Annotated in this window: 16 protein-coding genes; 10 read left to right on the forward strand and 6 right to left on the reverse strand. The window is 48.5% G+C overall.

Features of this window, described 5'->3' with window-relative positions; all coding sequences use genetic code 11:
- Positions 1–2: 2 nt before the first annotated feature.
- From ACZ5PW_RS08205 to ACZ5PW_RS08215, 3 genes are all read right to left on the reverse strand, one after another.
- Complete coding sequence (locus ACZ5PW_RS08205; RefSeq protein ID WP_464559740.1) at positions 3–629, reverse strand: phosphatase PAP2 family protein; 627 nt, start codon at positions 627–629, stop codon at positions 3–5.
- Between the two features lie 12 nt (positions 630–641).
- Positions 642–866 carry a hypothetical protein gene (locus ACZ5PW_RS08210; protein WP_464559742.1) on the reverse strand — a complete coding sequence of 75 codons (225 nt, stop codon included), beginning with the start codon at positions 864–866 and terminating at the stop codon, positions 642–644.
- A gap of 359 nt (positions 867–1,225) precedes the next feature.
- Positions 1,226–3,001, reverse strand: coding sequence for a motility associated factor glycosyltransferase family protein (locus tag ACZ5PW_RS08215; RefSeq protein ID WP_464559744.1), 1,776 nt, complete (start codon positions 2,999–3,001; stop codon positions 1,226–1,228).
- A 187-nt stretch (positions 3,002–3,188) separates the two neighbouring features.
- Between ACZ5PW_RS08215 and ACZ5PW_RS08220 the strand changes: the two genes are divergently transcribed.
- A complete protein-coding gene (locus ACZ5PW_RS08220; RefSeq protein ID WP_464559746.1) occupies positions 3,189–5,483 on the forward strand; it encodes a cysteine synthase in 2,295 nt (764 codons plus the stop codon).
- 273 nt (positions 5,484–5,756) lie between these two features.
- On the opposite strand, the gene ACZ5PW_RS08225 is transcribed toward ACZ5PW_RS08220, so the two are convergent.
- Positions 5,757–8,117 (reverse strand): CHASE2 domain-containing protein, encoded by a 2,361-nt coding sequence (locus ACZ5PW_RS08225; RefSeq protein ID WP_464559748.1) that lies wholly within the window; start codon positions 8,115–8,117, stop codon positions 5,757–5,759.
- 173 nt (positions 8,118–8,290) lie between these two features.
- On the opposite strand from ACZ5PW_RS08225, the gene ACZ5PW_RS08230 reads away from it, so the two are divergent.
- From ACZ5PW_RS08230 to ACZ5PW_RS08250, 5 genes are all read left to right on the forward strand, one after another.
- Complete coding sequence (locus tag ACZ5PW_RS08230; RefSeq protein WP_464559750.1) at positions 8,291–9,643, forward strand: TolC family protein; 1,353 nt, start codon at positions 8,291–8,293, stop codon at positions 9,641–9,643.
- A 103-nt stretch (positions 9,644–9,746) separates the two neighbouring features.
- Positions 9,747–11,510 (forward strand): ATP-binding cassette domain-containing protein, encoded by a 1,764-nt coding sequence (locus ACZ5PW_RS08235; RefSeq protein ID WP_464559752.1) that lies wholly within the window; start codon positions 9,747–9,749, stop codon positions 11,508–11,510.
- Entirely contained in the window at positions 11,507–12,799 is a 1,293-nt protein-coding gene (locus tag ACZ5PW_RS08240; protein WP_464559754.1) for an HlyD family type I secretion periplasmic adaptor subunit, read from the forward strand. Before ACZ5PW_RS08235 ends, ACZ5PW_RS08240 begins: the two co-directional genes overlap by 4 nt.
- A complete protein-coding gene (locus ACZ5PW_RS08245; protein ID WP_464559756.1) occupies positions 12,796–14,214 on the forward strand; it encodes a tetratricopeptide repeat protein in 1,419 nt (472 codons plus the stop codon). The genes ACZ5PW_RS08240 and ACZ5PW_RS08245 overlap by 4 nt, the downstream gene beginning before the upstream one ends.
- A gap of 126 nt (positions 14,215–14,340) precedes the next feature.
- Positions 14,341–15,330: a chemotaxis protein gene (locus tag ACZ5PW_RS08250; protein WP_464559758.1), complete on the forward strand. Its 990-nt coding sequence runs from the start codon at positions 14,341–14,343 to the stop codon at positions 15,328–15,330.
- A 25-nt stretch (positions 15,331–15,355) separates the two neighbouring features.
- Here ACZ5PW_RS08250 and ACZ5PW_RS08255 read toward each other — a convergent pair whose 3' ends face one another.
- On the reverse strand, positions 15,356–16,207 hold the full coding sequence (locus ACZ5PW_RS08255) for a DUF3859 domain-containing protein (protein WP_464559760.1): 852 nt from the start codon (positions 16,205–16,207) through the stop codon (positions 15,356–15,358).
- A gap of 96 nt (positions 16,208–16,303) precedes the next feature.
- Here ACZ5PW_RS08255 and ACZ5PW_RS08260 point away from each other — a divergent pair, with 96 nt between their 5' ends.
- Positions 16,304–16,894, forward strand: a complete 591-nt coding sequence (locus tag ACZ5PW_RS08260; RefSeq protein WP_464559762.1) for a methyltransferase domain-containing protein — start codon at positions 16,304–16,306, stop codon at positions 16,892–16,894.
- On the opposite strand, the gene ACZ5PW_RS08265 is transcribed toward ACZ5PW_RS08260, so the two are convergent.
- On the reverse strand, positions 16,889–17,569 hold the full coding sequence (locus ACZ5PW_RS08265) for a Crp/Fnr family transcriptional regulator (protein WP_464559764.1): 681 nt from the start codon (positions 17,567–17,569) through the stop codon (positions 16,889–16,891). The two genes, ACZ5PW_RS08260 and ACZ5PW_RS08265, sit on opposite strands and share 6 nt — an antisense overlap.
- Before the next feature lie 119 nt (positions 17,570–17,688).
- Here ACZ5PW_RS08265 and ACZ5PW_RS08270 point away from each other — a divergent pair, with 119 nt between their 5' ends.
- The 3 genes from ACZ5PW_RS08270 to ACZ5PW_RS08280 all read left to right on the forward strand — a co-directional run bounded on the left by ACZ5PW_RS08270 (position 17,689) and on the right by ACZ5PW_RS08280 (position 19,991).
- Entirely contained in the window at positions 17,689–18,312 is a 624-nt protein-coding gene (locus tag ACZ5PW_RS08270; RefSeq protein ID WP_464559766.1) for a 4Fe-4S dicluster domain-containing protein, read from the forward strand.
- A 12-nt stretch (positions 18,313–18,324) separates the two neighbouring features.
- Positions 18,325–19,629 (forward strand): 4Fe-4S binding protein, encoded by a 1,305-nt coding sequence (locus ACZ5PW_RS08275; protein WP_464559768.1) that lies wholly within the window; start codon positions 18,325–18,327, stop codon positions 19,627–19,629.
- Between the two features lie 170 nt (positions 19,630–19,799).
- Positions 19,800–19,991, forward strand: a complete 192-nt coding sequence (locus ACZ5PW_RS08280; RefSeq protein WP_464559770.1) for a ferredoxin — start codon at positions 19,800–19,802, stop codon at positions 19,989–19,991.
- The last annotated feature ends 231 nt before the right edge of the window (positions 19,992–20,222 follow it).

The raw sequence follows: 20,222 nt of genomic DNA on the forward strand, positions 1-20,222 counted from the left end.
GATCAATCCTCTTGTGAGAAAAGGTGAATTGCAAGACCGGCCACCGAACCGATCATCCAGCCGCAGAGCACATCGCTTGGGTAGTGCCAGCCCAGATAAATTCTGCTGAATGCCACAATAGCGGCAAAAGACCCCAGAGCAAGAGTCAGCAGTAACTGCCTGTATCTGAAAACAAGAGGCAGGGATGCCCCGTAAATTTCGGTGGTGTGTCCGGAAGGCATGGAATGGTGGACCCCTTTGGTTGAAAAGGGATGAAACAGCCCTCCCTCGTCCGGACGGGGTTTACCGATTGCTATCTTCATGAATCTTACCAGCACAAGGCTGATGGTCAACTGCACCGCCAGAAAAACCAGTGCGAAGCGCAAACGTGATTTGGAGGTTCTACGCATCCTTATTCCGGTTATGAGAAACCACAGGTATACCGGGTAAAAAACAGCATTACCCCAGTCTGTAATGATTTTCGCTGTTGATTTGAATTCCGGATTGGCCTGCGCGTGGGCCTTGAACCAGATAATAACTTCATTTTCGCTGGCGAAGTTGAAATGAAGTAACCCAAGGATCAGCAGCAGGGGAAGGGAGCCCAGAATAAAATGGCAGAGTGTTGTGTATCTGTTAATGAATGACGTCAATTTCTATCCCTTTCAGTCTTGCTGCTCGGTTTCATTTTCGGGCGGAACATCGTCCGGAAAAGGATCTGCCGTGAACCTGCTCCAGGTTTCTCTGTCCACGCCGAGTTCAGTCAATACTTCAGAAAGTTTTTTACCTTCCTTTTTCCAGTATTTGTAACTGTGCTCTGGGCACGAGAAGGGGATGACAAGAGTGCCGTCTTCTGTAAAATATGGTTTATCGTTCTTTTCGTCGCTCATGGGCACGGTTTACACTCAGAGGGCGAGGTATTCAAGTAAATCGTCAACATTATGTGATGTGAACTTAACGGGCTAATTAATAACTTATGAGGTGTGTTTTGGATTACAAATTTTTAGATGGATTTGATGCTCTCTCTGAAGGAACGGAAATACTTATTTATGGAACAGGCAAGGCAGCTGTATACCTCCCCCATACGGTTTGATGAATGATACCATTTTGTTGCGCATGGAGAATTATGAGTCAAAAGTTAGGGCGTTTATGGAAAGGATTGATGAAAAACGGAAAACCCCCGCCACGGGCAGGTGTGACAGGGGTTTTCAGATGATGGATTGAATTTTTATTTGTTTTCAGCTTTCTTTCAGGCGGCTTTCCTTTTATCTGCCAGTGCCAGACAGCGGTCCATGTGGCGTACTTTTTTGAGTGTCTTTTTAATGATCCGTTTATAATGCGGCAGATCCTTTGGAGCATAGCTTGACCTTGCTCTGGCCAGCCCCGCCATATCGAGAATCTCATTGTAAAGATACGGCATGTAGAGCGGGTCCTGCCGGATGAAGAAATATACTTCGTGCAGGGCCTTATGGATTTCTTTCTGGTTTTTGGCGTGCTTTCGGAATAGTTTTTCAAGTCTTTTGGTTACGTGATTGAGTGAGGAAGTCCATTTCGGGCTTCTGGGCTCGAATATGGGGAAGTCCTTGGGGGTGCGGGACACGTTCATGGCAGTCATGAAATAGTCCATCCTTCCTGGAGCCGAGGCGAGCAGTCCATCCATGTGAACTTTCTGCAGGTCCACGTTGATGGTTCCGTCGATCAGTGCGCATCCGCCATAGAGGTTGAAGACTCTGGCTTTGAGTTTTCTGATGTCTTCTTCCATTTCCCTTTTGGAGGAGATGTACTGTACTGTCGAGGTCAGTTCTTCCCCGTCTGCGTTTTTGAGATTCACCAGAATGGACTTGTTGTAGGCGTTATTCTTCACTGCGTTGGCGTTCTGGTGACCTGCGGCATGGGAACTATCTCCCTTCCACGCAAAGTCCTGTCCGACCAGCAGGATACGGTTGAATCCGCACCAGTCGAGAAATCTTGCCAGCGTCACACTGACGTTACTTCCTGCGTCAAATACTTCTTCATGCTGATTGAGCGCAAAGGTTCCCAGTCCGCCCATGGTCCACATGGGAATGGTCGGGCCGGGGTATTCGGAAAGAACCTTGTGGTCCAGTTTGGTGGAATAAATGAGCGGTATATCCTTGGCCCATTCCTTATCCAGCTGTTGGTAGACACGTCCCATCGAGGCGTTATAGTCGATACCGATTACGAAGTGGGGCTTGATGCCGGCTTTATGGACAGCGGGGAGTCCCTGCAGGGAAGTGCAGTAGACTGCAGTGCCGGGATTCTTGGCCAGTTCCGGCCCGAACTCGCCGAGTGAAGGACCAGCACCGAGAATTACCGCGCCGAGTCCCTGTCCAGCTCCTTTGAGCGGGGTGATGCTCCCGTCTTCCAGAATTCTACTGAAATTATCGAGTTCGTTGCCGACCATTACGTCCTGCTTCAGGCGCAGGGTGGTCATCTCAACGGTGAAGGATTCCATTTTATCCCTGATGGTTGAGGACCAGCGGGCATACTCGGGGCCGATCTGCTGACTGGGCAGATCAAGACGCAGATAAATTTTGCCGTATACGAATTGAAGGTCGAGTTCTTTAATGATACTCATCAGTGAGTTTTCATCGACAGTACAGAAATGGAGCTTGCCCTTTTCCATGAATGGGCGGTAATCGGACTGTCCCAGACAGGCGATCAGCATTTCGGGATTAGGTTCCGAAACGATAACCTTGTGGGACTCAGGGGTGTTCATGAGCACATGATTGAGGCCGTACCCAAGGTTGCAGCCTACTATGAAAGTCGCGCTGGTTTCAGCTTTTTCGGTAACTTCCCAGCTTTTGTAGATTATGTTGGGCATAACCGATTCAAAAAGCCCTGTTCCGTTTTCCATTTTCCAGTCGAGAATATCCCACTTGTTCTTGAACAGTGAATTTTTTAATTTTTCTTCGTCAATATTCTGACTGCTGAGCCAGGCATAAAAGGGCGGGTTGTATGTTGCAAGTGCTTCGATGTTGTCTTTAAGAAAAGGATAAGCTGACATTGGTTCCGTCCTTGGCAGACTGTTGTATTCGTTAAATTCTGAAGCGTACCGGGTTAATTCCTTCCTCCCGGCCTGCACACGCTGCACTGATCTTCTCTCTGCCTCATTTGCAAAATTATTGCCAAGTGCCTAAGGGCGATGTCGTATTTCATTTTCTTATTGATAAAACACTGAAAGGATTAAATAAATGTTTGCTAATAATATACTGGATCTGGTCGGGGGAACCCCGCTTGTTGAAATGCGGGTTCTTAATCCCAATAAAAATGTCAGTATTCTGGCTAAGCTTGAATCCATGAACCCCGGCGGGTCCATTAAGGACCGTGCTGCCGGAGCCATGATTCGCAGGGCGGAGGAAGCGGGAGAGCTGACCCCGGACAAAATAATTATCGAGGCAACTTCCGGTAATACGGGAATCGGTCTGGCGATGGCCTGTGCGGTCAAGGGATACAAGCTGATGCTTATCATGCCTGAAACAGCTTCCGAGGAACGCAAGATGATCATGCGCGCCTACGGAGCCGAGATCATGCTTACCCCCGGGCATCTGGCAACTGATGGCGCCATTGAGCAGGCCTACCGTTTTTATCGTGAGGAACCTGATAAATATCTGTTGATGGACCAGTACAATAACGAAGGCTCAATTGATGCCCATTATTACGGAACCGGGCAGGAAATCTGGGATCAGACGGAAGGCAGAGTCACCCATGTAGTGGCCTGTCTCGGAACTACCGGAACCATAATGGGAATTACCAAGAGACTTAAAGAACTGAATAAAGATATTCAGATGATAGCTGTTGAGCCGGAACCGGGACACAAGATTCAGGGGCTCAAAAATATGCAGGAGTCTTACCCTCCGGGAATTTATGATAAGCAGAAACTGGACCGTATAATAAGGGTACAGGACAATGACGCCTTTGATGCCTGCCGCCGCCTTGCCAGTGAAGAGGGCGTTTTTGTGGGTATGAGCTCCGGTGCTGCAATGGCCGGAGCCGCGATTGTTGCTTCGGAACTGGATGAAGGGCTTGTAGTTACAATCTTTCCTGATGGCGGTGAACGCTATCTGTCTACGCCGCTGTTCCGTCCGCAGGTGCTCAAGGGGCCTAAGATTTTTGACCACTGCTCCGGGGAAGACAAAATTTTGTCTGTCACCGAATCTGAAAACGGGCTTTTCACAATGGGCCCCTCATTCGATAATCCCTATGATCCCGAGGCTTTTCGCCGGATAATTTTACTGGATGTGCTGGCCCGGCATCTTGAACGTGAAGGCAGCAGGGTCTCCGCCCTTGTGGGGCTTGCCGATTTAGAGGATCAGACTCTTGCCGCCTCCCGAGAAAGGGGAGTGGACAGAAACACTTTTTCCGGTGAAATAGCAACGGCAGTCAGCAAGGCCGCCCATCTGCTGGGTGTGCGCAAAAGCATGCGATTTGAACGGGCTTCGGAGTCAGTGGACAGGACGGTTGAGCTTTGCCGGACACTCCTTGCCCACGGGCTTGCTTATGAGAAGCTGCGCTCGGTATATTTTGATATATCACGTGACAAGGGCTACGGTCAGATGTCCAATATGGATATCGATAAAGTCAGCCTCGGCAAGACTGTGGATATGAACGATTATGTTAAAGAAAATCCCCGTGATTTCACTCTGCTGAAAAGAGCGACCCTGCAGGATCTGAAACTGGGTGATATCATTGAAACCGAGTGGGGGAATGTGCGTCCCAGCTGGTTCATGCAGCAGGCTGTAACCGCTCTTGAAGGGCTGCCCGGTGTAAGTCTGCTGCTTGCCGGGGAGATTCACCGTTTTCCGCATCTTGAGAATCTGCGCGCAATCTGGGCGGGGGCGGGAGTTTCCCCGCAGGTCTGGATGGTCGCCCAGCCGGTATTGCCCGGCGGACCTGTTCTGCCCTGCGTTGATGAGCTTATTGAAAAAGCGGGACAGCCCATGGCTGTGCGTATGTGGATGCTTTCCTCATCTTATAAGAAGCCTCTGGTCTGTAGCGAACAGGCTGTTTCAATGTGGGTCAAGAACCAGCAGAGAGTGCAGGAACTGGCTGCTGGCCTGAGCGGTGTTGCCGGAGATTCAGGAGAAGTTTCCGAAGAGATTGATCAGGAGGTTTTCACCCTTAAAAGCGGGCTTTCACAGGCACTTGACGATAACCTCAAATTGCACCGTTTTTGGCCGATCCTGTTCAGCTTCACCAAGTCCATAAACTCTTTGCTTAGCGGAAGTAAGTTGTCTGCCCGTGAAGCAAGGTTCTGTCTCGACCAGCTTCTTGAGGTTGACGATATCCTCGGAATCCTCGACCACGATGCTATGCCTGTAGCCTTCAGCTCTTTGCCGGAGGAAGCCAAAGATCTGCTTGAACAGCGTGAACTGGCCAGGGTAAAGAAAGATTTCGCCACTGCCGATGCTCTGCGGGACAAATTGCTGGATCAGGGCTTCAACGTGGAGGACAGTGCCGAGGGAGCACGGGTTTTCCGTGTAAGGTAGTTTTGTAATCTGGATGTTTCTTATGGACTTGAATAGTAGTTGGGCCGAAGGCTGCTTTTGATTATCCGGAAGGATTGATCCGCTTTGAGCAGAATATTCGCAGGATTTGTAGCAAAGTATTTGACTGACTAATACGGTCCTATGGATTTTCTTGGAGCAGCTATTAATTTGATGAATACTGTTTATGGGCAGTGCGCTCATATACGAAATGAAAATTCCCCCTTTGCAAAAGCAAAGGGGGAATTTTCATTCATAACTATGATTTAGGTTTTCTTACTTCTTGGTCATCCGGTAAACTCCGTCCCATACTTCACCTTCTGGAACCGGGGGATTTTCCTTGTGTTCCTGTGCTCGTTTTATGAACACTTCGCAAGGGGTGTGCTTGGTGTCTGAGAAGCGTTCGTATTTGTTGGCTTCTGTATAAAGCTCGATTGCCTTGTCCCAGTTTGTGGCAACGTATTCCTCACGGGCCTTGGCGAATAGGTCGAATAGCTTCTGTTCTTTTTCAGTCAGTTCACCTTTCATTGCCACCAGTTCGTAAATGCGGACCGGCTCATTCTTTCCGACTACCTGAATGTTATCGATAAGCCTTGCTTCAACTAAATCAAGTATTTTCTGGGTTTTACCTTCGTATTCCACTTCCTGATCCAGTGTGAAATGGCTGACCGCGGTGAAAATACCAAACTGCTTGGCTCCTTCTTCCAGACGGGCGGCGAGGTTAACCGCGTCACCCATCATGGTGTAGTTCATGCGCATGGAGGAACCCATGTTTCCGACCACGATTTCACCGGAGTTTACACCGATTCTGGTGCGCATGTTATGCACAACCTTAGGCCATTTTTCACCTTTGGCCCACTGCTCTTCCGGGAAGCCTTTTGTGTTGCGGTCCTCCTCTTCAGGAAGTTGCATCTCTTTTGCCCATTTATCGCGCAGTTCATTGTTGGCCTGCTGCATTCTCACCGCTACACGGCATGCTCTGAGGGCATGGTCGGGAACATCCATGGGAGCACCGAAAAATGCAATGATGGCGTCCCCTTCATATTTGTCGAGCGTTCCTTTCTCTTCAATTAGAATATCCGTCATTGCGGAAAGATATTCGTTGAGAAGTTCAACCAGTTGTGGTGCGGTGAGTTTCTCGGAGAAGGTTGAGAAGCTCTGGATATCAGTAAAGAAAGCGGTGATCTGCCTTGCTTCACCCCCAAGTTCGGGCATCTCGCGGTTTGAAAACATCTCATCAATGAGTTCCGGTGCGAGGTAGGATGAGAAGGTTGCCTGCAAGAATTTTTTCTGTCCTTCCTCACGCCAGAATTTGATGAGTGTGAGCATGGTGAAGTTCAGGGCCAGAATTATCAGTGAATACATCGGAGTCAGGTAGGCGTTATACTCCTGAAAAATGTAAACGGAACCGTAGACGATCGAAGCTCCCATAGCTGCTATCGGCAGAATCATCCACAAGGAGCGGGTCCAGGTCAGCAGCATTGTGGAGGCTATACCTGCACAGATGATCAGTAGAAGTTCCAGTCCCGGAACCCAGTCCGGTTTGAGTATGAAATCTTTGGTAAGGATGTTGTCCACGATCGTGGCATGAACTTCGACACCGGGGTAGTCAGCCGCAAATGGGGTAACCCTGAGATCTCTGAGACCCGCGGCGGAGGTTCCCATGAAAATTATTTTGCCCTTGAGCTCTTTTTCTCCGACTTTTCCACTCAAGACATCCTTTGCGCTGTAGTATGGAAATTCCTCCATTCCGCCCCTGTAGCGGACCAGCATCTGCCCTTTGGCATCAACTGGAATAGTTGTCTTGCCTAGTCTGATCGACTCGATTCCGGTGATAGCGGTTTTGACTATGACATTTTTGCGCCCCATAGCTTTCATGAGAGTGCCCAGTGCCAGACTGGGGTACTGCTTTCCGTTCCATGTGATTATCAGCGGGACCCGGCGAACCACTCCATCGTAGTCTGTTATGCTGTTGTAGAAACCGCAGAGAGGAGAAGCCTTCGCGAGGACAGGAAGCGGGCAGATGGCGTCAAGGGCTTTCAAGGTAAGATCTTTGACCGGTGGGGCTCCTTTGGCCTTAAGCTGGGCGATAGGCAGGGGTTTTACCATACAGGGCTGTGAATCAACTGTTGGCTCATTCTCCTGCTGCATGAAATCAAAATAAAACCCGAGTACAAAGCGCCCTCGCTCGAGAACATCTGCCAGGACCTTGTCATTATCCATCAGGGCCGAGGGTAGCCCTTTGAAATTTACCGCAACTCCCAGTTCGTTTTTAAGGCTTTGCTGAATGGTTGCCGGAGAGGTGCGGTCCGGTTCACCTATCAGAATATCAAGCCCGGTGGAGAGAGCTCCCGCCTGCTGTATCTTGGCCATCAACAGAGCCATACGGTAACGGGGCCATGGCCACTGTCCGAGTTCCGCGAGGCTTTCGTCATCAATGTCGATTATTGCCGGAACATTGGTTTTTTGGCCTACAGGACTGCTGCGCATGAGTTGGTCGTATATTTTATAATCTACGAACTGCAGTATCTTGGGCTGAAAAATATAGAGAGCCGCAACCATTATCGAAGCAGCAAATCCGGTGAGAAGCAGAATCAAGGTATCTGAACTCAGGATTTTTTTAACTTTCGAAAACATTTTTTGTGCACCTCGGAAAAAATGTGTTAAGAAAATGGTAAGAATACCGACTAATATTGTATTATAAATCTGGATTTTTCAATTGAATTTATATATATATGAAATGTTAAGTTCGGAGTGCAGTTCTCTTTAAAAATTTAATATATTTTGTTTAGCTTATTCGGGGGGTTCGAGTGTCTTTTAAACGTTATGCCATAAGTCTGCTTTTAGCATGTTCGCTGGCTGTCCCCGCGGGCAATGTTATGGCGCAACCGGCCATGTCGGAAGGAATGTCCGCCATGAACCCCGGACAGGTGGACGGTAAACCCTACCTGCTGGGAATCCTCAAGGATCTCCTCTCAACCCATGACCGCATCAAGGCGGCTGAAGCACGGGTGGAATCAGCCGAGCATCTCGTCACACAGAGCTGGTCCGGATGGACTCCCTCTTTTGATGTAAAAGCGGAAGCCGGTCGGGAAGAGATCGATAAGCCCGGCGGCGGAAGCAATAAATACAGAAATGAACAATCCCTCACAGCTACCCAGTTGATATATGATTTTGACGGTACATCCAGTTCCATCGACAGTGCCAAGGCTACCCTCAATGAATACAAGGCCGTACTTGAAAGGGTCCGGCAGGATCTGATTATAGAAGGCGTTTCAGCTTACATGGGACTTATCAGAGCCCGTGAAACCCTGAGATATGCTATCCAGTCCGAGGAGAGCATGAAAAGGCTTTCCGGTATGGAAGAGACTCTTGTAAAACGCGGAGCCGGACTTTCTTACAAGGAACTCCAGATCAAGGCTCAGCTTGCCGGGGCAATGTCCTACCGGGTTACTCAGGAGCGTGCACTTCAGACCGCACGCAACCGTTTCAAGGCGGTTTTCGGTTATCCCGTGGCTATGGATGAAATCCAGAAGATGGTCCCGGTCACTATGCCCGCGCGTTATATGCCCGGAACCCTGGATGACGCAATAGCACAGGCCAATGAACAGAACCCTCTGCTGACCCAGATCGGTTTCATCAAGAACCGTCTCAGTGAAGAAATAGATGTGCAGGAGGCAACCCTTTATCCCAAGTTCGAGTTTGAGCTTGAAGGCAAAAGACGGGAACAGGATCAGGGTGCTAACGGTGTAAGAACCGAGAACAAGGCTACATTTCGGGTGAGCTATTCAGGTTTTACAGGTCTTTACGAGTATGAAGGAATGCAGTCCGCCAAGGCTCAGCTTCGTGAAATACGCAAGCAGGATCTTGATACAAGGCGCACAGTTGAGGAAAACGTCCGCAACGCGTGGCTGGAACTCATGACTCTGCGTAAAAATGCCGAACTGTACCGGACTCAGGCCAACATTACCGCCGAGTTTCTTGAATTGATCAAGAAAAAAAGGGCCACCGGCGAGCAGGTTGAACTGCTGGATATCCTGGTTGGTGAGCGAGACTATTCAACCGCAACCAGTGCCAGTGTAGCCGCTGATATCGACAATATAATTTATGCCTACAGACTGCTCTACCAGATGGGGATGATGAATCTCGGAGTTTTCGAGTAGCGGCAGGAACATTTTAAAATATGCAGTTCTATGAAAATTCCATGCGTGAAAGCCCATGGAATTTTCTTTTTTTAGAGGCTGTTCCGTATAAAAGGATACATTGATGAGAGAATTGCTGCGCAGACTTTCCCTGCATCCGTTTCTCGCCTTAGAGATTACAGTGGCTTCACTGTTTATTAATGTGCTTTCTCTTGCCTCGCCTATTTTTGTTATTCAGGTGCTGAACCGCTATGTGGGATACGGTTTTGACGGAACCCTCATCACACTGACCACAGGGATGCTGATTGCCGGTTTCCTGAATCACGGGTTCACTGTGGTCCGGGTACGGCTGGCCTCGGCAGTTAACGTGGGACCGGACCGCGCTCTTTCTGAGGCAGTGCTGAACTGCTTGGCCAGGGCAAAAATGACTACTCTCGGCCGCATTCCTCCCGCAAGAATCCACGAACTCATGGGCGGTATCCAGACTGTTCAGTCCGGATATGATGCTTCTGTTCTCTGTTCTGTACTGGACATGCCCTTTTTCCTGCTTTTCGTCGGCGCGGTCTTCTTTTTAAGTCCAGTCCTTGCGCTGATTACCCTTGCCGCGGTTTTATGCACCATTCTCGCGGGGTGGTTGAATATGCGCCGTGGCAAAAAGATGAGTGACGCCATGCGCAATGAATCAGTTGTTCACCGGGGGAATCTCTCCAATGCCATCTCCGGGGCTGACACTGTGCGGGCTTTTGGTGGTCGGGAGTTCCTTTCAGGTATTTTTCATTCTCAGGTTGATAAAATTCATAGAATAAAAAGTGATATGGTTCAGAGCGGAACCAGAGGACAGGCTGTGCTCCAGACTCTGGCAATGCTTTTGCGGGTCATGGTTTATGCCATCGGGGCCCGTGAAGTTGTTATGGGCTCGTTGAGCATGGGAGGGCTGATCGGTGCATCTATTCTTTCCGGCAAGGCTCTGTCTGTTTCCGCTTCATTTATGAAATCAAAAACAATGATCAGTCAGGCGGCGACCATGATGCAGTCCCTTCAGGAGTTCATGCGCCAGCCGCTTGAGAGCGAGAGCGGAACGGAGCTTGGCAATTACCGCGGAGCTCTTGAAATCAAGGATCTCGGCTTTGCATATCCGGGATCTACGGGACCGCTTTTCGAAGGACTGGATGTAGATATTAAACCCGGAAATATGGTGGTTGTAACCGGACATAACGGATCAGGGAAAACCACGCTGGTCCGCCTTCTGCTGGGGCTTCTTGATCCGGGCAGGGGACAGATTCTGGCTGGGGGAGTGGATATCCGGCAGCTTTCCGCGCCGTGGTGGAGGACTCAGATAATGTATCTTCCGCAGGAACCTACATTTCTTAATACTACGATCAAGCGGAATATCTGTCTGAATAACCCTGATCTGGATGAAGAGCGGGTAAGACGGATAGTCGAAGCGGCAGGACTCAAAAAATATCTTGATACCAGTGTGAAAGGTCTTGAGGCGGAAGTTGTCAACGGTGGTGCAGAGCTGGCCGTAGGAATCCGCCGAAGACTTGCCCTTGCAAGGGCTCTTGCCGTACGCGGAGCTGTGGCGGTTCTTGATGAACCTGCTGAAGGTTTTGATATTGAGGGTCTGAGAATAATGGATATGGTTATTCAGAGCATGGTCAAGGCCGGAAAAACCCTTGTTATAGTTACGCAGGATATGCGCATAATGCAGCGTGCCGACATCATAATTGATCTCAGCAGCAAACCCCGCCCTGAAGTTTCCTATACCTCGGAATTGGAAAAGGAGGATCGGGGCAGGGAAAGTGCTGTCACTGATAAAGATTATGGAGATAGTGAATCCGCAACTGAAAGTGCAGGCGAACCTGAAACCGGGGAGGTCCATAAATGATGAATATGGAAAAAAGATACTCCGGTGAAGTCCGCTCGGCCCATCATCTTTTTCTCGGGCTCTGCATTCTGATGTGCCTCGGTTTCTTCGGTTGGGCCTGTTATTTCGAGCTTGATATTGTAAGTCAGGCGGAGGGAGAGGTTATTCCGAGTTCCCGGGTGAAGCCGGTACAGCATCTTGAGGGTGGGATTATCCTTAAGATAAACGTCCGGGAAGGTGATGATGTTGAGAAAGGGCAGGAACTGATTGAGCTTGAAGCCACAGCAAGCGATTCCAGTGTGGAGGAACTTGATGTTCGGGTCACTTCTTTGAGAGTGAATATTGCAAGGCTTGAGGCCGAGGATAAAAATCTGGATGAACCGGATTATCCCGCAGACATTGTTAGGAAATTTCCTCAATTGGTGGAGCGTTCACTTACGCTTTTCCAGACCAGAAAGAAGCGTCTCAGCAGTGATCTGGAATCTGAAAGGGAGAAAATCAAGCAGCGTGAACAGGACATTAAACAGATAACATCCCGGCAGCGAAACTCCCGTAACAGTCTCAAGCTGCTCAGGGAGCAGATTGAAATAAGTGCCGGACTTCTGGCTGACGGACTCACATCACGCTACAAGCATCTCGGCTTCCTCAAAGAGGAGTCCAAGCTGAAAAGCTCCATTGAAGAGGATACTGCGAAGCTTGCCAAGGCAAGGTCCGCGCTTGCACAGGCGAAGGCCGACATTCAGGAGATCAGGAATTCCTATTACGCTTCGGTGCGGCAAGAACTGCAGGATGACCGCATGGAGCTTGAAGAGTTCTCCCAGAGGTTGCGTAAATTCAGGGACAACCTGAAGCGAACTGTGATAAGATCCCCTGTAGCCGGAGTGATCAAGACGCTTTATGTTGTCAGCGTGGGGGAAGTAGTTCGTCCGGGTTTGACTATAATGGACATAGTCCCTGCCGGAGATAAACTTGTTGTCGAGGCCCGGTTGCCTATAAGTGATATCGGCTATGTTAAGGACGGGCAGAAGGCCGTGGTCAAGCTTGCTTCAAGGGATGCATCCCGTTTTGGTAATCTTGATGGAAAAGTCGTTAATATAAGCCCGGACGCAGACTCTACGGATCGTGGGTTGACTTTTTACAGGGTGCGGATTGAGACGGACCGTGATTATTTTGAACATGACGGCAACTATTACAAACTTTTCCCCGGAATAAGGGTGATTGCGGGAATCCATATCGGAACCCGTACCGTGCTGGAATACATTCTTGAACCGTTCATGGGGTCCATGAGCTATGCCATGAGGGAGCGATGAATCAGGATAACCCGGAAGTACCTGCACAGCAGGATAATGATTTGCAATGGATTGACCGCCTTCCACCCAATGCGCGCGGTGCTTTTGAACAGGCTGTACGCAGCCATTCCTCCGGCAGGTTAGAAGATGCGGTGAACCACTATGCAATGGCATTGTCATTTGTTCCGGATGATCCGGTTATTCTGACCAATCTTGGTGTGGTGCTGCGCTCGCAGGGGAAGAACAGGGCTTCGGAAATGTGTTACCGTCGCGCCATAGCCGTAAAGCCGGATTCTCCGGGAAGCTGGAGTAATCTCGGTAATGTGCTCAGGAGACAGGGACGGCTCAAGGAGGCTGTAGCCTGTCATCGCAAGGCGGTAGGACTGGATAAGAAATTTATCGATGCTTATTACAATATGGCACTTGTCCTTCAGGATCTGGGAAAGCTTGATGAAGCCATTAAAATCTTTGATTACTGCCTCAAACATAAGCCTGACAATGTAAATATAAATTGGGACAGATCACTCGCCCTGCTCTCAAAGGGCGATTTTATTGAAGGGTTCAAGGCTTATGAATATCGTTGGAAAAGGGAAGAACTCAGAGAACGGCATTTCCGTCAGCCGCTGTGGGAAGGAGGGCCGCTAGATGGGAAAAGGATATTTCTGTACACCGAACAGGGGTTCGGGGACACAATTAATTTCAGCCGTTATGTGCCTGTTGTGGCTGAAGCCGGCGGGCGGGTGATTCTGGAGTGCCAGCCTGAACTTCGAACCCTGCTCAGCGGTATGGACGGTCTTGAAAAAATCATCAGTCCCGGTGATCAGCTTCCCGAGTTTGATGTACAGGCCCCGCTCATGAGCCTTCCCCGCATATTTAAGCATGAACTTGAAACGATACCTGTGGAATGTCCCTATATCATTCCGCCTGCGCAATCTGGTTTTCCGGTTCATGTTCCCTCGGGGACCCGGAAAAAGATCGGTATTGTGTGGGCTGGCAAACCGACTCACAAGAATGACCATAACCGATCGGTAAGCGTTGAAAATTTTCTTACTTTTACTCGAATTCCCGGTGTGACCCTTTATTCTTTACAGAAAGGGCCTGAATCTGCCCAGCGGGATATTTATTCCTGCGGAACTCTTGTCAGAGAGCTTGCCGGAGGGTGTGAGGATTTTGCGGATACCGCAAAAGTTATGCTGCAGCTCGATCTTGTAATAACAGTTGATACTTCAGTCGCACATCTGGCCGGGGCTCTTGGAATTCCGGTCTGGGTTGCGATCCCTTACAATCCCGATTGGAGATGGATGCGGAAGCGCACTGACAGCCCCTGGTATCCCACGATGACTCTTTTCAGACAGAAGAAATCCGGCGGCTGGGACCCTGTTTTCGATGCCATGCTCAAAAAGCTTAAAAATGAAATAGAGATACAGACAGTTTAAGAATTGTGTGTTTTTTGTAACAGGTCTGGACGTGAAAGAGCTGCTGCGGTAATTCTTAACTTAATTGATTTTTAAAGGGTGCACTCACTGCGCCGGGATTTATATTGAAGGAAAACAGGGTAAATAATGACGGGGAGTAAGATTCTGCTCAAAGCAGGCACCAACGAGGTTGAACTGCTTGAATTGTACCTCGATGAGGGAACCGGGGAAAAGCGTAAGCGCTGGTCCTTCGGACTTAATGTCGCTAAAGTTAAAAAAATAATCAAAGAGACTGATCTTAATAAATTTTCCGGTCGGGGCCATGAAGATTCCCTTGCGGGTAGAGTAGATACCAGCAGTCCTCTTGTTCTCGGTATGTTTGAGTTTATGGGGACGGTCATTCCGTTGATTGATCTTAGCGGATGGTTGCGTATGGAGCCTGTCCGCGGAGAGAACCGCATGGTTCTTGTTACTGAATTCAATGAGCTGGTGAGTGCTTTTCTTGTCTCGGGAGTTAACCGGATCCACCGCATAAGCTGGAGTGATCTGGAGTCTCTGCAGGGAAATATGGCCAGCTATGCCGAAGGTACGATCATAGGTACTGTGAAACTTACCAATCCGGACCGCATCCTTCAAGTGTTAGATCTTGAGCAGGCAATGGATGATATCAGTCCTGCCAAGGATAAAGCTGCCATACTGGAAGTGGAAGAGTCTGAGGGCGATATGTATACCGCTATGTGCGCCGATGATTCCCGTTCCATGCGTAATCTGGTGAAGAAATCCTTGGAAAGGGGAGGATTTGAGGTCAGTGCCTACTCCAATGGTTTGGAAATATGGAAGGCATTGGAGCAGGTCTCACGGAAAGTACATGATTCCGGACGCCCTGTAACAGATTTTGTTCAGCTTGTGGTTTCTGATATAGAAATGCCCGGGATGGACGGGCATGCCTTAACCCGGAAGATCAAGTCCGACCCGAATCTGAACGGGCTCACTGTCTACCTTTTTTCTTCTTTGATTACCGAAGAACTTTTGCATAAGGGGCTTTCTGTAGGAGCTGACCGCCAGTATTCCAAGCCGCAGATTGCGACATTGATAAAGCAGGCAAGAGAGGATCTGTCCGCTATATTAAATGAATAAAACAGACTGGCTTCACTGACTTTAATCAGTCCATAGGGGCCAGTCTGATTTGAACTTTCTGGGGAACCGCCTTGCGGCGGTAGTTCTGCCTGTACCACGTTGCGAATTCTGTGGCTTCATCTTTTGAATCGAACATTTTTATGAACAGGTAATACAGATAGCTACCACGGTATTTTTCCCGAACGAATATGAAAGGTTCGTAGCCTCTTCCCTTCACTACCTTTTCTCCTTCCGTCGCTTGTTTTAGTGAGGGATATATCCCTGCACGTACAAGATATCTGGTAAGGATTCCTCCGTAAGGAAGGTCCGCCCTGGCTGTGCTTGGAAGGACGTAACTCTCATCAGTTACAGCGGGGGCCGTTGCAGAGGTAAGCTCATTTCCATCATAAATCAGCTCTTCAATTTCGGTAACATTGAATTCGCAGACCGGGCTGTCCGGGAGGTCAAAGCGGAAAACCCATTTTCCCGGTTGCAGTTCATGCTCTTCAGAGAAGTTCCATCCTGCAAAATATCTTTGCCCCGGCTTCAGGATCACAGGAAATGAATGAATAGTGGTGTAACCGATACCCGATGTGGTCAGAAGTTTGGGGTGGTTGATCTTAAGGACTGTATTTTCAGTTTCATTCCCTTCAAGTACGAATTCAAATCCGAAAGAACTTCCTTTTACCGCTTCAATATCAACAGTCTCTTCCAAAAGGGCATAATCTTTAAGTGTCAGGATGTGCCTTTGCCCGTTTTCTACATCATTTGACGGGATAATCTGGTAAATTCCCTTTCCTGAAACCTTGATTTCACCCGCAATGCAGTTGCCTGCCGTGCCTGCAACAAGCAGCAGTATGGCCAGTACATATGTTAAGAATCTTGCGGGGCTGCACATTTGAATGTAAGTTTCCTCTGGTTAATACTGGTTTTCTTCTTTATATGGATTTATGGATTTATTGTAAATACAATCAATGAGATATTCTGGTGCAGAATGGCTAAAGAACAGAGCAAAGCGGCAAAAAGACGTTTCAATATAGGTCCTTTTCATACCAGATTTTTTGCTGGTGAAGGCATTGATGTGGGAGGAGGACCGGACCCGCTGGGTCAGTACGCTGGGCTGTTTGCCCGTATGCGGTCATGCAGGACATGGGACAAGGAAGACGGGGATGCCATGCTTCTGGATGGTGTTGCCGATAATACTTACGATTTTCTCCATTCCAGTCACTGCCTTGAAGATCTTGATGATGTTAATATAGCCCTGAAAAACTGGATACGGGTGGTCCGTCCGGGAGGCTTTCTGGTTATAACCGTTCCAGATGAGGATATGTATGAACAGGGCTTCTGGCCCAGCCGCTATAACCGGGAACACAAATGGACCTTTACAGTTTACAAGTCTAAGTCATGGTCCCCTAGATCTGTGAATGTCTTAGATCTTGCAACCGACTTTGGTGAGCAGGTTTATCTGGAAAAACTGGAAGTGGTCAGGGATTTTTTCCGGATGAGTCTGGCCGAAAAGAAAATAGACCAGACCCGCACTCCGGTATGTGAAAGCTGTATTGAATTTATTCTGCGTAAACTATAGCTGTTCTTCGCCGCTGGCAATGAGCTCAAGACTGTCTTCATCCAGGATTTCGATTGTCTTGCCTTCAACCCGGATCAGTTCCTGTTCGCTCATTTTTTTGAAAATCCGGGACAGTGTTTCCTGAATGGTGCCAAGGTATGATGCGATCTGGCCTTTTGGCAGATCCAGGTCAAAGCGGTTTGAATTCTGTGATGATTTGAGCAGCAGCAGATAACTTGCCAGTCTTCCGGGCACTTCGGCAAGACTTAAAGCCGCCACATGGTTGACCATCTGCCTGAGTCTTCCGGAAAGTATTGCCAGCATGGACATTGCCAGCTCCGGATCTTCCCGGATTATTTTTTCAAACTGTTCCCGGGAAAAATAGAGCAGGCTGGACTTTGCAAGAGTCATAGCGCTGGCCGGGTAACTGCTTCCCTGAAAAACCGGGACTTCACCGAAAATATCACCGGGTCCGAAAATGTGAATTATCTGTTCCTTGCCGGACATTGATTCCCGGAAAACTTTTACTTTTCCGGAGAGAATACTATAGAATCCTTTGGCCTTTTCCCCCGACATGAAAATCTGCTCCCCTTTTGCCAGCTCTCTTGGAATCGCCACAGATTCAAGGCGTTTTAACTGTTCTTCAGAGAGATTGGCGAAAAGGTTCACATTGCCTATGTTTTGTGTCTTTTTCATTACGGCCCTATTTTATAATACTTATGAATTGGCTAAATGACTTAAGTCAGATAATAAATTTCTTTTTAGGTATAACCATTTGTTAAACAGCTCAGTAACATGCACAGGAGAACTTTACCATGTGTAATATAGCCTCAATTAACATCTGTCGCGGAACCTGCGGAGGCGAATGTCGTTTTTCTCTTTTTGTTGAAAAGGATTTTTCTTCGCGAGTGGAAAAGACCATCAATGACTCCGGTTGGCCGGATTTTCTAAGAAAACGTTATGGCGATAAAATCAACAGGCATAAGGCTTTTTCCGTCAGTGGAGCGGCCTGCCCCAACGGCTGCTCCAGACCACACATTGCCGATATAGGTCTTATCAGAGCCTGTGTTCCTGTCATAGACCATGAAAACTGCATTCAATGTGAAGAGTGCGTACGCTCGTGTCCGGATGAGGCAATGGAGATGGTGGAAGGCAAGATAGTAATAACACGTGAGAAATGTCTTCTCTGCGGTGTATGTGCGAATTCCTGTCCGGCAGAGGTTATATCATGTTCACGCAGCGGTTGGAGGGTTCTTGCGGGAGGGCGACTGGGCAGACATCCACGGCTTGGAACAGAACTTCCGGGAGTTTATACCAGTGATGAGGCTCTTGGAATTATAGCCAACGGCTTGAGAATCTGGATGGATAATTATGAAGAACGCAAGCGTTTCGGCTGGGTCATGGACCGTATCGGGTATGAGAAACTGCTAGAGGATTGATAGGGAGTTTTCTTGGGGATCGTACTTGTCATAATTTCCTGCCTGCTGTTGGCGGCTCATGCTGTGCGTGGAGGAGACTGGGGACTGGCTGTGTTCATGGCCGGAGTCGCCGGTCTTACGTTGCCCCGGGAGCGCTGGGCAGGAAATGTTGCCGCCATCATGCTGGCACTGGGGGCCGGGGTGTGGCTTGAAAAAGGTGCAGATCTCATAGAAATGCGCGTTTTTCTAGGCGGTGACTGGTTGCGGCTGGCTTTGATTATGAGTGGACTACTGGGGTTGACTTTACTTGCTTCGGCTTATGTCTTTTCAGAATCAGGGCGGCGTAATTTCAACAGAAACAAGGACTCGGGCTGGTTTAAAGCATCGTTGTTTCTTTTGACAGCCCTCCTTCTAGAAATCACCCGCAGTAAAGTTCCTTTTCCCATACTAATGGCGGATCGTTTTTTTCCCGGATGGGGCAGGGCGGAGATATTTATTCTCGCCCTATATGCTTCATGGATCGGTGGAAAAATGTATACGCCAACAGGAGCACGTGCAACCCGTCCATATATCTGGGCCCTATTCTCGCTGGTGTTTTTTATGCAACTCGGGTTGGGCCTTGCCGGAGTGGAACAGTTTTTAATGACCGGTAAGCTCCATCTTCCTGTTCCGGCCCTGATTGCTGCGGGGCCTGTTTTCCGCGGATCAGGGTTATTCATGCCCATACTTTTCACTGTTTCGGTGCTACTCGTCGGTCCTGCATGGTGCAGCCATCTATGCTATATAGGCGCGTGGGATGACCTCAGCAGTCGTGCAGCGCAAAGGAAAGTCCCAGCAAGGCTGCCTTCGCAACTTATCTGGGTGCGCCTGATTCTGTTTGTCCTTGTTGTTGGATTCGCGTTTGCCATGCGCAAGGCAGGTGTCCCGGGGATAACGGCTGTATGGTGGGCCGGTAGTTTCGGATTGGCAGGTCTGTTTATCATGCTGTATTTTTCCCGCAAAATGGGAGTCATGGTCCACTGTACCTCATTCTGCCCCATGGGGATAGTTTCAAACCTATTGGGGCGTCTTTCGCCCTGGCGCATGAAAATCTCCGAGGATTGTTGTAAATGCATGAAGTGCAGCAGGTTTTGCCGTTACGGTGCACTCTCAATCAAGGATATAAAAGCCGGAAAGCCGGGGATTTCCTGTACTCTTTGCGGTGATTGCATTTCTTCATGCTCTTCAGCGAGTATCGGGTACAGGCTGCCTTTTTTATCCTCAAATTTATCCCGCAAAATATTTTTGGTGCTTATTATCTCGCTGCATGCCCTTTTCATGGGCGTGGCCCGTATCTGATTATTAATACAGCCTTTTTGCTTCTGTTTACACTTCACAAATTCTCCATTGATTCTTATTATGATCATGCTGTCCACTGAGTTGTAAAAACCGGTTTCATAGTATCTTTCGATATGTTAATTTGGAACCTGTTTGGTCTAGTTAATGTTATAATTATCAGGAGAAGAAATATGAGTCGTTCTGTTGCCATTGATATGGATGCCTGCATTGGCTGCGAAGCCTGCGTGGAGGAGGCCCCTGAAGTTTTTGCCATGGGGCCCGGTGATATCGCGCAGGTTATTAACGCTGATGGTGGTGATGAAAAACAAATTGAATCCGCAATGGATCTGTGTCCTGTGAACTGTATTTATTGGGAGGAATAAAAAAAAGGTTTGAAAAAGTCATACGTTTGACCTGAATCAAATACTTTTAAAGATGTTTTACCTAGTTTGTACTCAACGAATGGGAAATCAGTCCTGAGAGCGGAGCTTTCAAGGTTCCGCCTCAGGTTAACTTTAAAAAATATTTGAAGGCAGGGTAAATTTCATGGCTTTTGATCTTAGTCAAATACTTAAAAGGGTGGCAGGCGTATTCGGTAATGAAGAAAACGAAAA

It is taken from the genome of Maridesulfovibrio salinus (assembly GCF_055394525.1).